This is a genomic window from Prauserella marina (assembly GCF_002240355.1).
GTDB lineage: Bacteria > Actinomycetota > Actinomycetes > Mycobacteriales > Pseudonocardiaceae > Prauserella_A > Prauserella_A marina.
This window is the reverse complement of sequence record NZ_CP016353.1, coordinates 4,392,354-4,407,015: the sequence shown is the minus strand read 5'-3', so window position 1 is coordinate 4,407,015 and position 14,662 is coordinate 4,392,354. Positions and strand designations below refer to the sequence as shown.

Sequence of the window (14,662 nt, the reverse complement as noted above, 5' to 3'; positions counted from 1 at the left end):
ACTGGTCCCGGCGGATCTCGTTGCTAGGGTCAAGGCCATATTGGGAAGCCTAACCTTACCGGCTGGCCGGGTTGTGGCGCCGTGACCTGAAAGGTAACTACATGAGAACCGGATCTCGCCGAGCGGCACGTCGGCGGTCGATCATTGCGATCATGGCAAGCGGGGCATTGCTTCTGGGCGCGTGCGGCGGACAGGACGAAGCGACACCCGATGCCGCGGCGGGCGGTGGCGGCGAGGGCTATCCGAAAACCATCGAGCACGCCATGGGAACCACGACGATCGAGACGAAGCCCCAGCGAGTCGTCGCGATGGATCCCAGCTTCGCCGATGCCGCGCTACTGCTGGAAGCCGATCTCGTCGGCTACGCCCAGTATCGCGTTGATCCGGACAATCCCTTCCCTGACTATCTCGGCGACATCGACGGCGCGGTTGCCGATTCGGTCAACGTCGGCACCACCGCCGAACCCGACCTCGAAAAGGTACTCGAACTCGACGCCGACCTCATCATCTCCGCGAAGGTGCGGCACGAGGCGTTCTACGACCAGCTTTCCCGGTTCGCGCCAACGGTCTTCTCCGAAAGCACGGGCCCGACGTGGAAGGAAAACGTCGTACTGCTCGGCGACGCGCTCGGCAAGAAGGACAAGGCCGAGGAACTTGTCGAGAGTTATCACCAGCGCGCGGCCGCGGTGGGCAAGGAAATCCTTGCCAAGCAACCGGATCTCACGTATTCGTTCGTCCGGTTCGCGGGCGAGGACACGGCCCGGTTGTACTCCAGCAACTCCTTCATCGGCGAGATCATGGCCGACATGGGCATTCCCCGCCCTGAGGGCGCACCGGACACCGAGGAGGAAATCTTCGTTCCGCTGTCGTCAGAGCAGATCCTCAACGCCGACGCGAGGCTGATCATGGTCTCCGCCTATACGCCACCGGGAGCGGAAGGCGAGGCGAGTAAGGATCAGCGGGCCGACTTCGAAGGGAATCCCCTGTGGGGAAGGCTTTCCGGTGATGTCCTCGCCGTCGACGACGAGCCCTTCGTGCTCTCCGTGAGCATCCAGGGCGCGCACGCGTCCATCACCACGCTGGCCGAGCACTTCGGAGTTGACCCGCAGCTTCCCTGACGGACGCCAGGGGACGTCGTCAGGTGAGGCGTCCTCCTGGCCTTCGGTTTCCGTGAGCGGACACTCTGTCCACAGTGGTCTCAGGGGTGCGAACGCTGGTGTTTACGAAAGGCCGTCGCACCAGCGTTCGCGCTCGTGTTCCGGGCTGCCGACTCCGGGGCCTTCGAGTATCTCGGGCGGCATGCGTTCGATCGTCTGCTCGGGAGATCGCGCCATTCCACCGGTCCAAATGTAACCGTCGCGATACGTCACCGGTGTCCCCGCCTCGCATACCGCGGTGATCCGGAACGGCTCGCCCGTGTTCCCCGCGCCCGCCGTGCCGACGACGATCGGGCTCTGCGGTTCGCCGTCGACCATCGTGTCGATGGCGATCTTGAATTCGGCCGATCGCTGGCGTGCGACGGTATCCACGACGATCCGCGCGTTCTCGCTCTTGCCGAGCGTGAGGTCGCCTCTGTCCTGCCCCGGGTAGGGGCCCGCGTCGACGGGCTCCCCGAACTCGCCCTCGGCAGGAACCATTCTGCGGGCGTCGATCTCGGTCGCTTCGTGGTCGAGGTCGAGGCGTACGGGGACCACGTCACCTGTTCCCTGTCCTGGACTGAGCAGATACGTACCGTTCACCGGAGGTCCGTGCCGAACCTCGACGGCGCGGATCCGGGTGACCGCGACTTCGGCCTCGCGCAACCCGGTGAGCCGGATGTCGAACACCGTGCGCTTGGGTACGTATCCGCCGTGGTTGGCGTAGTGTTCGATCGCGGTCTGGATGTCGCCGCCCTTGCGGGGATCCGCCGTGATTTCGGAGGGTACGACGACGGCGGAACCGGTCGCACCGTCGGCGCCGGTGTAGCGGACGTTGACCGCGAGCGGGTCGGTGAACGCCTCGTTCACCGTGGCTCCGGTCCGGTCTAGCAGGGTCAGTATCCCGGTCGCGAGTCCCACCGCGACGCCTGCGGTAGTCAGGATCGCGACGAGTTTCGTTCGCTTCTTCGGTGGTTGTCGCGGGCCGGCGCGCTCATTGTGGTGTCCGGCAACGCGAACCCGCCTGCGCCCGTTCGTCATCGGCCCCCCTGACCGGTCGCGCCCGTAGCTCTTCATCGCGCCAAAGCCCGGTCAGCATACGCCACAGTCCGTATCGGTTCCGTTCCGTACGGCAACGGGTGAAGGTGGATCGTTTCGTGTTCGCTGCGAGGGCCTCAGGGGTTGGAGTTCGAGGACTTTCGAGGTACTTTGAAAGTATGGCTGCACCTGAAGTCACCTTTTCTGAACTTGTGAACCGCCCGGTCGATACCGTGAAGAAACTCCACGGGGCTCGGGCTTTGCAGGTCCGCCGTCGCGACGGCGAGGATCTGGTGCTGAGCACGGCCAGCCGGGCAGCAGAAGAGGCCGAGGTGACCTCAGCTACCACAAAACTGTTCGTGGCGATGATGCAGAAGGACGACCGTGTGCGGACGCTCGCGACCGAGGTCCTGCCGACCGTGTTCCCGTGGGTGCGGTTCTTGCCGAAGCCGGACGTGCAGGCATTCGTGGTCGAACTCATGGATGTGCTCGAAGCCGCCGAATCGCTGGGCAATCCTGCCCCGGTGGCGCACGTGATCGCCATGTGGAAGAACACCGCGGGCGTCTACGCCGACCCCGAGGTACTGGCGGTCTTGAAGAAGCGAGGGGACGACCTCGGCGAGGTCGCCGCCCCTGATTCCACGACCGCATGAGCCCAAAACGCGGTGATGACGTCGCGCCGCCTACGGTCAGCGACGAGTGGAAGATCCGCTATGCCAAAACCGAAGCCATCAAGGGCTGGCAAAAGCTGACCAACACGGCTGGGAACAACCTGCGTACGGCGTGGGACATCCTGCGCACTCGTCCCGGCCAGGGCGTCAGCAATCGGCACCACCAGCTCAAAGGCGGACTCGCGACAGGTTCAGTTCAGGCCAAGGACGACCTGCCCCGGTGGCAGATCGAAGTCACCGGAGCGGGTCGCGTCTGGTATCTGATCGATGCCGAAGCGCGGACCGTGTGGCTTGAGGCTGCGAGCGTGGGACATCCCAAGCTCACCGAGGGTTGACCGATCTCGGTCGGCGCGAGATGCGCAGGGGACTTGCATCGACGGTGCGGCGGCGGCCGGGAAACCACCCCCGCGCGTGCGGGGAAGACAGGCACGGTTGACCAGGCTGGTGCGCTCAGTAAGGACCACCCCCGCGCGTGCGGGGAAGACGTGCCTGCTCATGACTTCCCCCTCCGGATGAAGGGACCACCCCCGCGCGTGCGGGGAAGACCAGGGCCTCCAGGTCCGACACTCGCGCCACGACGGACCACCCCCGCGCGTGCGGGGAAGACGGTTCCGTCCGACCGTCTGCGTTGGGTCGGGCGGGACCACCCCCGCGCGTGCGGGGAAGACCGGGGCCAGCTCGGGGACCAGCTTCAGGACCAGGGACCACCCCCGCGCGTGCGGGGAAGACACTTCTTGACCTGCGAGTATATCGAGTCTGGATCGAAAAAGTTTGGCTCGGGCCCGCCTGGTTGTCAGCCGGGTCCTGGCGGTCCCGCCTTCCGGACGTCGAAACGGTAGCTCGCAACGCGCACGGTCTCCACGCGTCGGTCGCCCGCCGAGGCTCGGTAATTCGTCGCCGACTCGGCAGCTTGTGCGTGGCCGCCGAACCGGGCGGGGTGTCGTGTTCACGTTTCGTCCCGGATCGGTTCCGGTTTCGCAGGTATTTTCGAGCAAGAGCGCGTGCATGGCCAGTCGCTGCTTCTCCTATTCGTGAGCGTGCCGCACTCTGATGGGGCTCGCTGCCGGTCGTTGTCGGCTGCGGCAATCGGCAGGTCAGAGGTGTGAGCTTCGGACCTGAAAGGCGGAAGGATGGTCGTTATGCCACTGTCTGCTCTTCCCGAGGAGTCTTTCCAGCGCGTGCTCTGCGTCGTGGCGCACCCAGACGACATGGAGTACGGCACGTCCGCGGCCGTCGCCCGCTGGACCGCGCGCGGCATTCGGGTTGGCTATCTCCTGCTCACCCGTGGTGAGGCCGGTATGCCGAATCCTCCCGAGGAAACGGCGCGTCTGCGCGTCGCCGAGCAGCGCGCCGCCTGTGCCGCCGTCGGGGTCGAGGACCTGACCGTGCTCGAACATCCCGATGGTGTGCTCGTCTACAGCCTCGACCTGAGACGGGACATTTGCAGGGAGATCCGCCGGTTCAAGCCCGATGTCGTGCTCGGCGGTGGGACCGATATCGACACGCCACACGGTTTCGAACAGGCCGATCACCGTGCGGCCGGGCTGGCGACGCTCGATGCGCTGCGCGACGCGGACAACCGGTGGGTTTTCCCTGAACAGGTCGATGACGAAGGACTCGAACCGCACTCGGTGCGCTGGTTCCTCGTTCCCGGGCTCGCCGGTTCCGGTGCGACCCACGGCGTCGACGTCACGGGTGAACCGCTGCGCCGCGGCGTCGCCTCGCTTGAGGCGCACGCCGCGTACCTGGCCGCGCTGCCGGAGCATCCCGCTCCCGCTGACTTCATCCCGATGTTCACCGCGATGAGCGGCAAAGCCATGGGCGTCGAGCACGCCGTCCTGTTTCGCGCCCGTGATTTGCAGGCACCGCCCGAGTTCAACTCCGAAACAACGCAGGACTGACCCGACCGATCGGTAACGGCGCTGGGAGTGGACCGGTGAACGAAACAGGTTTTCTCGGTGGTTTCTGTATCGCCCTCATGGTCGTGGGGACGATCAGGATGTTTTTGACTCCCTTGGCTGCTTTCATATTCGAGGTCAACTTTATTTACGTCCTGTTTCCGGCGCAATGTGTGTTTCTGATTGGAATGTGGTCGCGAAGAAGGTTGACAAAGACGAGTGATCGCGAAGCGGTGGAATGATTAGCCGACGCGGCCATCACCGGGTTTGGTATTCGTCGAGGTTGAATCCGTGGTCGGCCAGTTCCGGGAGGAAGTCGGTGCCGACGGCGTTTTCGATGTGCTGAACGCCGGGAGACATTCCGGCAAGTCGGCGGACGACCATCGCCGCGACCAAACCGGTCGCCCGGCTTTGCCGCCGACCGCTGAACGCCATGACTTTTCCGTTGGAAGCGGCGGCAACCGCGAACCCGTCACGACCGAAGTGGACATTGCGCAGCAGCCAGCTCAGCGGCTTGGCGTGCCGGAACTTCCCGATGCGGGGGAGAAACGCGCTCATGGCACGCGAATCAAGGCACAGGCCCGTACGTACCTTGCCGGGCAACGTGAACTGGTCGGAGAAAGGGAAACCGTGAACGACACGCTCTCCGTAGGGAGCCGGAAACCGCATGCGCCAGGATTCCCCGACATCGCCGAGCGCGTCGAGGGTCCATCGCACCGCTGAGGGGCCATGGTGTTCGCCGAGGCCCAACAGCACTCCGATGTCCGTGTCATCGCCATTCAGGGAGCGCGCCAAGAGGTTCGTGACGCCAGGCACGAGACCGACACTCAGTACAGCTGTCGCCTCGTGCTCGACGGCAAGATTGTGAAGCTCCCCGATTCCCGTGAGCACCTTGTGGTCGGCTGACACGTCGACGTAGTGGACACCGCGAGCGAGGCAGGCGCGCGCGCCGCGGACGTTCTCCTGATCGGCGCACATGACGACAGCGTCGGCGTCGAGCAGGGACAGGTCGTCGTCCCGCAGGTCGAGCCGGAGTGGGGTCGCTCCGGCCACCGTGCCTGCCTTGGCAAGATCGCGGCCCGCGACGACGACGTCCGGAACATGGCCGAGCAACCCGGCGACCACTTCGCGGCCCACCGCCCCGTAGCCGCCCAGAATCACCACCCGTCTCACGCCGGACCCCTTCTCGGTCACTCTCCATTAATTATGAACATCTGTTCGTGAACAGGTGTTCATAATGGCACGCATGAGTCGGAGTCGCAAGAAGCCGGAAGGCCGCGTTGTGCCGTATTCCGATCACGCGCGATGGGAGAATGCGAGTCCGGGCAACGAACGGCTGCCCGTGCGTCTGCCGACTGCCGGGAGGGATCCACATGGCTGCGTCCATCGACATGGAGTACCCGTTCTCCGGCAGCTGGCTGGTCCGGAACAGCCCCGCCGACCGGGTGCCCAGTCACGGTACGACCCTGTTCGCCACGTCCTACGCGATCGACTTCGTGCCCGTCGGCGACACCGGACGCACGGCGCCGGTGACGCTCGGCTCCCTTCTCCGGCCGGAAGCACCCGAGAAGTTCCCCGGCTTCGGGTGGCCGGTTTCGTCGCCTGTCGAGGGGATTGTCGTGGCCGTGCACGACAGCGAAGCCGACCATCCGGCGTATCGCGGCCTGCCCTCGATCGGATACGCGCTGACCCAGCGCCGCCGAGCCGAGGCCGGCTGGACAGCGCTCGCCGGTAACCACGTGCTGATCGAGAGCGACGGCATCGTGGTCGCCCTGTGTCACCTTCAACGCGGCACCGCCGAGGTTCGACCGGGGCAACGAGTGCGAATCGCCGACGTGGTCGGCCGCTGCGGGAATTCCGGCAACAGCACCGAGCCGCACCTTCACGTGCAAGCGGTCGACAGCCGCGACGTCGAGCATGCCGACGCCGTGCGCTTGACGTTCAACGGATCGCTACCGCGCAATGGCGAGATCGTCGTCCGCGAAAGCCATGCCCATTGACCTCCACCATGGTGGAGATATCAGAATCGCACCATGAGCCTGCAAGCAGACGAGATGATCCTGTTCCGCAACACCATGCGCATCACCGAGGGCCACCTGGAGGAATTCACCGCGGCTGTCCGCGACGCCGTCGACTTCGTGGAACGCAACGCGCCACAGGTCATGGTGCAGACGTTTGTGGATGCCGACCGAATGCTGGCCTACAGCTACCAGATGTACCCGGATTCGGCCGCGGTTCTCGAACACTGGCGGGTGTCCGAAGCCCAGATCGACAACGTCTCCGCGCACTGCACGGTGGTGGATTTCCAGGTTCATGGCTCGCCGGACGAGCGGGTGCTGGCGGGTATGCGCGGCATGATCGACGACGGGACGGCGGTCGTCACCTCACGGATCGCGGGCTTCGTGCGCCCGTTCGCCGGTTGACCGAGGGCCCGCACCGGCGAGGCCGGTGCGGGCCAGTTCGGCTGTATGCCCCGAGGCAGGCCCGCACCTGGCGGAGCGAGGAAAGCCGTGTGCCGCTAAGAGGGACAACGAACCTGTTGTCAGAGTGTGGCGCGGTCGCCGGTGGTATTGGCGTGGCGTGAGATCCACCCTTTTCCTTCGGCGGCGATGCCTTCGAGTACGCGAAGGGTATGTGTGAACCCGGTTGCGGCGAGATTGGTTCTGCTGAGTTCGGTGGGATTCTCGTCGGGGCGGTGGTGTTGCTGTCCGGTGTCGGTGATGGTGATCGGTCGTGCGGGGCCGTTGTTGAGGGTCAGTTCGAGGGTGTAGCTGAGTTGGTCGGGAGTTTTGACACCGACGGAGGAAACTGTATCGAACCGGAAGTTGGTGCGGCTGCGCCCCATGAAGCTGGCTTTCTCGAAGTTGAGGTCGCTGTGGACTTCACGGACGCCATCGACGGTGATGAGCCAGATCCGGACGTCATATTGTGATGCGCGCGAGGGGCCTCTGTGTCTCCTCGATCGTTTGCTGCCGGTTTTCGGAGTGCGCAGGTAGGAGTAGGTGATGATGTCGTTCCAGCTCAGAGAGTAGTGGCGAAGAGTCTCATCGAGGAGCAAGGTGGTGTCGGCGTTGAGCCAGGTCTCCATTTCCTTCTCGGCAGGGCGTGCCTTCTTGAGCTTGTTTCTCCACCGGTCATGAGCAGCGATTCGCTCGGCCTTCACCCGGGCGAACTCTTCTGTATCTTCGGCGAAGCGCAAGTGTTCGCAGGTGATGTGCAGCCACTGTTTCAGCGCGAAGGATCCGCTGACCACGGTGATCACGGCAGCGAATGCGGCGAAGACGGGCTGTATGTGGGCGGCAGCGGTGATAACCACGCCCCCCGTGCCAAGAAATACGGTGACCGCGGCTGCGAACCATATCTTGGTGAAGCGCGCAACGCGGTAGCGTTCGCGATGTTCCATGAGGGCGCCGCGCTTCCATCGGTCGCGAAGGTCGCCGACGATGTATCTGATAAGCCATTTGACTTGTTCGGCGGAGATGCGCTCTTCCCGGTATAGCTCGACAATTTCGTTGCGCCGCATAGTGCGGATTCCTCGCGTGGAGGCGAGCCACTGTTCTTGATGGGAGTCGCCGTGCGTGTATTTGTGTGCGTAGTATTCGAATGCCGAGTCGATTTCGCTGGCGAACCCTTTATCGGGCAACCATTTCACGCCGCGTTGAGTGTGATAGTCGCGATCTCGGAGGTTGCAGAGCCGGACGCGGCGGCACCATTCCAGGCCGTTGGCTACGGCGACATATCCGGCAGCGATGGTGGCGACGAAAGCCGCCAAGAGTGCTGGCTGTTCCAGTACCAGCCAGCCGAGGTAGGTCACTGCCAGGACGGCCAAGCTCGACATAGCGATGGCATGGAGGCGGTCGCGAGTAGTGACGTCTGGTTCATCTGGTGTTCTCACACGAGCTGCCGCGGGTTGGGGGTAAAAATAAGCCCAGACGCGATTTTCGCGGTTGTTCGCGAACTGTTCGCGCTCCGCGTCTGCGCGCATGCGAGTCCAGATCTCCTCCTTCACCGCGCCGGTGAGTACGACTTGCAGGTGCTTTCTGATCTGTGCCTGGAGTCGCTCGTCGAGCGCGTCAAGCTTGGCCATCGCGGGGGAGGGGTCATATCCGGGCTTCCTTTGTACCTCCAGCAGAGCTTGGATAGCTTGGAGCGCGCGCGCCCAGTCGTCGCCGGTCGTGTTCTGGTTGGCCAGGAGACGGTTGAGGTCGCGTTGCTCATGTGGTTCGAGGTCGCGCAAGGATCGTGTGCTGAGCGTGGCGAGAACCCAGTGAAACTGCACGATGCCTGTGGTGAAACCGGCCTTCAACACGTCACGGATGAGTTCGCGCGCTAGGTAGGCGTTGCCCTCATGGAGGAGCTGCCGAGCGTAACCGAACTTGACCTCGGGAGGAGTGGCAGCGTTTATATTGACGGTTGAGTTGTGTATTTGTTCGGCTTGCATACCGACTACCGAGCCGGATTCAGCCGTGTTAGTAGTGGGCGATGGATCTAGTTCTTTCCATGGTGTGTCGCCGGGGGTAGTCACGATAGCCCGTTCACAGCCGCGATGATCGCGGCGATCTTGGTGACGATCTCACCGATATCGGAGGTCAGTCCGCGCAAGCGTTTGAGGGCGAGTACGAATGTGCTTGCTCCCTCCGGTGTGCTGGTGGATTCAAGTGCAGACGTGGCTGTATCCAGTTGAGTTCGCGCGTCCTTGTATGTGGGGTCGTCGAGCGTGCCGTTGGCGTGGCTACGGTCCACGCTGCTGCGGAGCTCACGCAACTCGCTGCTCAGATCTGCAGGCGTGATCGACGGCGGGCCTCCTCCGAAATAGACAGTGCTGCCGAAGACTTGGTTGGCTTGGATACCGACTTGCCCGGTCCCGGTGTTGTGCGTGCTGCCGCGGGGTAGTGAGGGTTCGGGATCGTTCATCGTGGGCTGCTCCCGTTCGGTGATTAATTCCTGAGCGAGGTGCAGGGCGAAGGCGGCCGCGTTGTCGACCGCGTGAGGTTGCCAGCGTGCGTCGGCTTCGGATGTCTTGCCGCCGTCGGCGAAGTCGCTGATGCCGCGCACGACGGCGACCGGTGCGTTATTGAGGTGTCCGGCTTGAGCCAGGCCGGCTGCTTCCATTTCGATGGCGATCGCGTCGTTGTAGTGCTGGCGTATCCATGCGGCTTCGGCTGAGAGGCGGGAGTTCTGCACGACTTCCCCTGCCGCGATGGGGCCGAAGTGCACGCGCGGTGCTGGTCTGTCCGTTGGCAGGTTCTTTGCCCAGCAGCCGGTGCGACTGAGGTGCGTGGCCAGCTGGCTGAGTCCGTGTGGAGCTTCCCACGCGCGAGGTCGAGCCTTGAGTCCGTCATCCTCGCTGGTCCCGCCGTGGTAGGCGTACACGTGGGTCGCCACGACGATGTCACCGAGCTGAGTGGAGTCCCACAATGCTCCGGCCACTCCGACGAACAGCACTGCTGCCGGATCGAATCGCTGAATCGCTCGCTCTGTCAAGACTGCTGTTGCTTGATTGCCTTTACCAACTTGCGCCAGCACGATCCGGCCAGAAATCTCAGCTAGGGTTCCGATTTCGAATCGTGTACCACGTTCATGACGGTGTACCCGCAGTTCCGACAACCGACGGCGGACCGCGACATATTCGGAGTCCAACGCGGTGAGAACGACCACCGTACCTCGGCTCACACATCCCCCTCATGGGTCATCGATCCCGCGGGCCTGGCCAACGGAGGTGACAGAACCGTGTTCGGTCCAGCACGAAACAACTGCGCCGGGCGACCCCTCGTCATCCGACGAGTCGATGGTTCAGCGACGATGAAACCGGGCAGCGCGTGGACTTTGCGAGCGAAGTTGCGCGCATCCAATCGGGTTCCCCATACCGCCTCGTATACTTGTTGCAGGTCCGTGATTGTGAACCGCTCGGGGCAGAATGCCGTCGCCAACGGGAAACGCTCCAGCTTGTCGCGCGCACGTTCCAGTCCGTCGGCCACGATTTGTCTATGATCGAAGGCGACCGAGAGATCGCCGCACATCACGGCGGCGACTGGCGCCCAATCGGCATCGGCAGCGTCGGTCCCAGGCTCCGGCTCTGGCAAGCCGGGTGCGATCGCCAGATAGGCCACCGATACAACGCGGCCGCGAGGATCGCGCCCTGGCGCACCGTAGGCGCCGAGCTGCTCCAGATAGAGTCGTCCTGCATCCAGGCCGGCTTCTTCGTATAGCTCCCGGTGTGCCGCGGCCACGATGTCTTCGCTCGCGTTGTTCAGAAATCCGCCAGGCAGAGCCTGATGTCCCGCGAATGGTTCGATGCCCCGCTCCACCAGCAACACATGGAGTTCGCCGCCGCGCAGGGTCAGGATGACCAGATCCACCGCCAGCAGAACCGGAGGTGGCGACCAGGAGTGAGTCGGCATACTCGCACCGTAGCTTATTGTCGAGGAGACGTAAAGGTTGAGGGGGCTGCGTTCCGGAGCGACTGGACGGTGAGGTTGGTGTTCGGGGCGGTGGCCGCCCTGGTCGTGATCGTTCTGAGTCCTGCACCGACAGTGCAGTGGAAGCCACCGACTTTGAGATGCGCGATCTCGTGGCGCCGACAGATCGTTGAGCTGCCCGGGCAGGGAGCTGGCTTGCGGATTTTATCGCGATGCGACAGTACGCGTCATCGGGTGCATTGTGGACTATTCGTCGCTATTTGTGCACCACGAGACCGCGCGGCGTCGACGCCGCGCGGTCTCGTGGTGTTCGCGTGTGGACAGTCCTGCAGTCGGTTCGGGCGGCCCGCCGGGTCACGTTGTCGTCGTCAGGTCTCGCCGTCCGAACCGGGTGATGGCGGCGGTTGCCGCCGCGACGGCGAGCACGGTGAGAATGAGCAAGGCCGCGAAGGAAAGGTCGTCGCGCGGGTAGTCCCCGATGTGCTCGACCACCGTCCCTTCCCGACTTCGTCGGGAAGGGACGGTGGTCGTTACTGCTTGCCGGATGTGTGCACCGTAGCGACGTCGTCGTCCGCTACACCGTCGTGCTCGCGGGCGCGGCGGTGGGCATCGGTGGTATGACCGTGCTCGGTCTCGTGCTCGCGGGCGCGACTTTCACGGGATCGCTCGTGCACGGGGCGGGGCTGGCACTGATCGGACTGACCTTCACGGCACTTGGCCTGCTCACCGCCCAGCTGGCGCCGAGCACCACCGCGGCAAGGGAGTTCGCCGCGGTGGTGCTCGGGATCGCCTTGGTGTTACGCGTAGCCGGCGACGCCGGCGCGGGCCTGGAGTGGTTGCGGTGGCTCACGCCGTTCGGCCTCGTCACCAACTCGGCGCCCTTCGCGGCGAACACGGTGCTGCCACTTGCCGCCGGTGTCCCGGCCGTGTTGACTCTGGTGGCGCTGGCCGCGTTCGTCGCCGACCGGCGAGATCTCGGCGCCGGTCTCTTGCGCCGACACCGGTCACGCAGGGCGCCGCGCCGCTGGTTGCTCGGATCGGCGATGGCTTTCGCCGTGTTCCGTTCCGTGCGGCCCTGTCTGATGTGGACCTTCGCGGTGAGCTCCTTTGCGATGTTCCTGGGAGGAGTGTCGGGATCGGTCATCGATTTCCTGGCGGCGCAGCCGCGGTTCGCGGCGCTGGCCGCCGATGCCGGTTTCTCCGGCCTTGACACGATTTCCGGGTTCGCTGCCGTGATCTTCAGCGTGCTCGCGGTCGTGGCCGGCTTCTACGCCGTCAGCCGGATGAAAGCCGTCGCGACCGCTGAATTCACGGGGCGTGCCGTGCACTTGTTCGCGTTGCCGCTGACCCGGCGACGGCTTGTGCTGGCTGAGGTCGTGGTCGGCGCGTCGGGGATCGTACTGATGCTGAGCACCGCGGCCGCGGCCATGTGGTGCGGCACTTTCATCGCCGGAGAGCACTTGCCGCTGCCGGAGACCGTCGCGGGCGCACTCAACGTTGCTCCGGTTTCTGTTCTTTCCCTGGCCGCCGCGACGCTCGCCCTTGGCGGTCTGCCGCGCCTGGTAAGCCTCATCGGTGCCGTGCCGACGGTCGGCGGTTTCGTCCTCGCCGCCGCCGCGCCCAGTCTGGGGTTGCCCGGGTGGCTGGCCGCGTTGTCCCCGTTCACCTACCTGACACCGGTACCACAGGCACCGGCCGACTGGACCGCACTCACCGTGTTCTCGGTGACAGCGGCGATTCTTGTCACGCTGGGGGCGGTGGCCTACGAACGCCGCGACTTGGCCTGCTGAGCACAACGGCACCGTCGTGCTTCGGGCGTGGGCACCCTGCCTCTTGTCCCCGCGACGCGGAGTGGTGTGAATACCTGGGGCCGGAAGCCTTGGCAGGGTAGGGACTTTCGTTCCTGTCATCGGGCGCGGGATGGTCGCAGTGTCGTGCGGTGAGGTGACGCCGTGAGGAGGCCCGACCGTGACGACTCCGCATCGCTATCCCGTGACCGTCGAGGCGTCGTTGGACGCCGACCTGTCCCGGTGGTTGTGGTTGGTGAAATGGTTGCTCGTGCTCCCGCACTACCTGGTGCTCGCGGTGTTGTGGCCGGTTTTCTGTCTGCTCACCGTTGTCGCGTTCGTCGCCATTCTGCTCACCGGCCGTTATCTCCGCGGGCTTTTCGAGTTCAACGTAGGGATAATGAGGTGGTCGTGGCGCGTTCACTATTACGCCTACGCCGCGCTGGGAACCGATCGGTATCCGCCGTTCACGATCGCCGATGTCCCCTGGTACCCCGCACGGCTCACGGTGGACTACCCGGCGCGGCTTTCGCGTGGGCTTGTACTGGTGAAGTGGCTGCTGGCGATTCCGCATTTCCTCATCGTCGGCCTGTTCGCCGGTGGCGGCCTGTGGTTGCTGGGATGGCGCCAAACCAACGACTCCACCTGGGCGGGTGGGGGCCTCATCGGAATTCTGGTGCTCGTCGCCGGAGTCGTACTGCTGGTGAAGGGGAGGTATCCGAAGCCGTTGTACGACTTCGTGCTCGGGCTCGACCGCTGGGTCGTGCGGGTCGGAGCGTACGCGGCGCTGATGACCGACGAGTATCCGCCCTTCCGGCTGGAGATGGGCGGTGAGGCCGAGTCGCCGGACACCGTCCCGGAGCCCGCACCGGCAGCGCGGTGGACCGGGGGAAGAATCGCCGCGGTCGTGGTGGGTGCCCTGCTGGTGTTGACATCGATGGGATTGTTGACCGGCGGAGGCGTCGCGCTGTGGGCGGACAGGGCTCAACGCGACCCGGCGGGCTATCTTTCCGCGTCGGGGACGTTCAGTGCGCCCGGTTACGCGCTGACGGCCGAACGCGTCGCGTTCGGCGACAATCCAGCCGGATGGCTCGGAGCAGGACTCGGAGACGTGCGCATACGGGTGACCGCGACGGATCCCGCCGAGCCGGTGTTTCTGGGTATCGCCGCGCCCGGCGACGCGGCCCGCTATCTCGCGGGTACCGGATACTCCACGGTGCGGAACCTCACCGGCGACTCGGCCCCTATCGTCCACAATGGAGGAGCGCCATCGGAAAGACCCGAACAGGCCGGAATCTGGGTGGTCCAATCCAGTGGTCCAGGAACACGGACGGTGACGATTCGGCCTGCCGGGGGAGAGCGGACGGTCGTCGTGCTCAACGCCGATCTCGCCAGAGGGGTGAGTGTGGACGCGGAGGCGGGTGCGACCATTCCCGCGCTACCGTGGATCGCGGCGGGGGCGCTCGCGCTGGGAGTCGTGTTCCTCGGCGCGGGTGCCATGCTGATCGGCAGGGCCGCGCACCTGGCGGGCCGCGAGGGTGCCGACGACTCGCGAAATCAGCCGACGAAGCCGTGACCTGGCTGGCGGCGTACGAACGGTGAAAGCCCGAGGGCGCGCGGCGGGCGCCCGAACACCGTGATGCGGGCGCCGCCCCTGTTTCGGACCGTGGCATCGTCCAGCCTGCTGGTGACACCTTCGACCTTCACGGGAGC

General features: G+C 64.9%; 15 protein-coding genes and 1 CRISPR repeat array. Of the genes, 8 read left to right on the top strand and 7 right to left on the bottom strand.

Going from position 1 to position 14,662, the window contains the following annotated elements:
* The first annotated feature begins 152 nt into the window (after positions 1-152).
* Positions 153-1,118, top strand: coding sequence for an ABC transporter substrate-binding protein (locus BAY61_RS20715; protein ID WP_211323528.1), 966 nt, complete (start codon positions 153-155; stop codon positions 1,116-1,118).
* A 102-nt stretch (positions 1,119-1,220) separates the two neighbouring features.
* Here BAY61_RS20715 and BAY61_RS20710 read toward each other — a convergent pair whose 3' ends face one another.
* Positions 1,221-2,177, bottom strand: a complete 957-nt coding sequence (locus BAY61_RS20710) for a hypothetical protein (RefSeq protein ID WP_091810025.1) — start codon at positions 2,175-2,177, stop codon at positions 1,221-1,223.
* Positions 2,178-2,407: 230 nt separating this feature from the next.
* Here BAY61_RS20710 and BAY61_RS20705 point away from each other — a divergent pair, with 230 nt between their 5' ends.
* From BAY61_RS20705 to BAY61_RS20695, 3 genes are all read left to right on the top strand, one after another.
* Positions 2,408-2,827, top strand: a complete 420-nt coding sequence (locus BAY61_RS20705) for a hypothetical protein (protein ID WP_245865287.1) — start codon at positions 2,408-2,410, stop codon at positions 2,825-2,827.
* Entirely contained in the window at positions 2,824-3,180 is a 357-nt protein-coding gene (locus BAY61_RS20700) for a hypothetical protein (protein WP_091810022.1), read from the top strand. The genes BAY61_RS20705 and BAY61_RS20700 overlap by 4 nt, the downstream gene beginning before the upstream one ends.
* A 61-nt stretch (positions 3,181-3,241) precedes the next feature.
* Positions 3,242-3,574: a CRISPR direct-repeat array (repeat unit 28 nt; unit sequence GGACCACCCCCGCGCGTGCGGGGAAGAC).
* A gap of 410 nt (positions 3,575-3,984) precedes the next feature.
* On the top strand, positions 3,985-4,746 hold the full coding sequence (locus tag BAY61_RS20695) for a PIG-L deacetylase family protein (protein ID WP_091810020.1): 762 nt from the start codon (positions 3,985-3,987) through the stop codon (positions 4,744-4,746).
* 255 nt (positions 4,747-5,001) lie between these two features.
* Here the strand turns inward: BAY61_RS20695 and BAY61_RS20690 are convergent, their stop codons facing one another.
* Positions 5,002-5,916 carry a saccharopine dehydrogenase NADP-binding domain-containing protein gene (locus tag BAY61_RS20690; RefSeq protein WP_091810256.1) on the bottom strand — a complete coding sequence of 305 codons (915 nt, stop codon included), beginning with the start codon at positions 5,914-5,916 and terminating at the stop codon, positions 5,002-5,004.
* Positions 5,917-6,116: 200 nt separating this feature from the next.
* Between BAY61_RS20690 and BAY61_RS20685 the strand changes: the two genes are divergently transcribed.
* Both BAY61_RS20685 and BAY61_RS20680 read left to right on the top strand, forming a co-directional pair.
* On the top strand, positions 6,117-6,743 hold the full coding sequence (locus tag BAY61_RS20685; protein ID WP_091810018.1) for a M23 family metallopeptidase: 627 nt from the start codon (positions 6,117-6,119) through the stop codon (positions 6,741-6,743).
* Between the two features lie 33 nt (positions 6,744-6,776).
* Positions 6,777-7,166 carry a hypothetical protein gene (locus tag BAY61_RS20680; RefSeq protein ID WP_091810017.1) on the top strand — a complete coding sequence of 130 codons (390 nt, stop codon included), beginning with the start codon at positions 6,777-6,779 and terminating at the stop codon, positions 7,164-7,166.
* 119 nt (positions 7,167-7,285) lie between these two features.
* On the opposite strand, the gene BAY61_RS20675 is transcribed toward BAY61_RS20680, so the two are convergent.
* From BAY61_RS20675 to BAY61_RS33035, 4 genes are all read right to left on the bottom strand, one after another.
* On the bottom strand, positions 7,286-9,184 hold the full coding sequence (locus BAY61_RS20675; protein ID WP_091810015.1) for a hypothetical protein: 1,899 nt from the start codon (positions 9,182-9,184) through the stop codon (positions 7,286-7,288).
* An 80-nt stretch (positions 9,185-9,264) separates the two neighbouring features.
* A complete protein-coding gene (locus tag BAY61_RS20670; protein ID WP_245865285.1) occupies positions 9,265-10,401 on the bottom strand; it encodes a 5'-methylthioadenosine/S-adenosylhomocysteine nucleosidase family protein in 1,137 nt (378 codons plus the stop codon).
* An 11-nt stretch (positions 10,402-10,412) separates the two neighbouring features.
* Positions 10,413-11,144: an NUDIX hydrolase gene (locus BAY61_RS20665; protein WP_091810012.1), complete on the bottom strand. Its 732-nt coding sequence runs from the start codon at positions 11,142-11,144 to the stop codon at positions 10,413-10,415.
* A 372-nt stretch (positions 11,145-11,516) separates the two neighbouring features.
* Positions 11,517-11,654 (bottom strand): hypothetical protein, encoded by a 138-nt coding sequence (locus BAY61_RS33035; protein WP_170140147.1) that lies wholly within the window; start codon positions 11,652-11,654, stop codon positions 11,517-11,519.
* A gap of 56 nt (positions 11,655-11,710) precedes the next feature.
* Between BAY61_RS33035 and BAY61_RS20660 the strand changes: the two genes are divergently transcribed.
* Together BAY61_RS20660 and BAY61_RS20655 are read left to right on the top strand one after the other, a co-directional pair.
* Positions 11,711-12,952, top strand: a complete 1,242-nt coding sequence (locus tag BAY61_RS20660; protein ID WP_091810010.1) for a hypothetical protein — start codon at positions 11,711-11,713, stop codon at positions 12,950-12,952.
* 178 nt (positions 12,953-13,130) lie between these two features.
* On the top strand, positions 13,131-14,525 hold the full coding sequence (locus tag BAY61_RS20655) for a DUF4389 domain-containing protein (protein ID WP_091810008.1): 1,395 nt from the start codon (positions 13,131-13,133) through the stop codon (positions 14,523-14,525).
* Here the strand turns inward: BAY61_RS20655 and BAY61_RS33030 are convergent.
* On the bottom strand, positions 14,507-14,656 hold the full coding sequence (locus BAY61_RS33030) for a hypothetical protein (RefSeq protein ID WP_170140148.1): 150 nt from the start codon (positions 14,654-14,656) through the stop codon (positions 14,507-14,509). The two genes, BAY61_RS20655 and BAY61_RS33030, sit on opposite strands and share 19 nt — an antisense overlap.
* Between the last annotated feature and the right edge of the window lie 6 nt (positions 14,657-14,662).

What these genes read in the sequence shown, in the direction of transcription:
- BAY61_RS20700 (WP_091810022.1), top strand. Translation starts at nt 2,824, where the DNA reads ATGAGCCCAAAACGCGGTGATGACGTCGCGCCGCCTACGGTCAGCGAC.
- BAY61_RS20675 (WP_091810015.1), bottom strand. Translation starts at nt 9,184, where the DNA reads ATGCAAGCCGAACAAATACACAACTCAACCGTCAATATAAACGCTGCC.
- BAY61_RS20685 (WP_091810018.1), top strand. Translation starts at nt 6,117, where the DNA reads ATGGCTGCGTCCATCGACATGGAGTACCCGTTCTCCGGCAGCTGGCTG.
- BAY61_RS20665 (WP_091810012.1), bottom strand. Translation starts at nt 11,144, where the DNA reads ATGCCGACTCACTCCTGGTCGCCACCTCCGGTTCTGCTGGCGGTGGAT.
- BAY61_RS20710 (WP_091810025.1), bottom strand. Translation starts at nt 2,177, where the DNA reads ATGACGAACGGGCGCAGGCGGGTTCGCGTTGCCGGACACCACAATGAG.
- BAY61_RS20715 (WP_211323528.1), top strand. Translation starts at nt 153, where the DNA reads ATGGCAAGCGGGGCATTGCTTCTGGGCGCGTGCGGCGGACAGGACGAA.
- BAY61_RS20695 (WP_091810020.1), top strand. Translation starts at nt 3,985, where the DNA reads ATGCCACTGTCTGCTCTTCCCGAGGAGTCTTTCCAGCGCGTGCTCTGC.
- BAY61_RS20680 (WP_091810017.1), top strand. Translation starts at nt 6,777, where the DNA reads ATGAGCCTGCAAGCAGACGAGATGATCCTGTTCCGCAACACCATGCGC.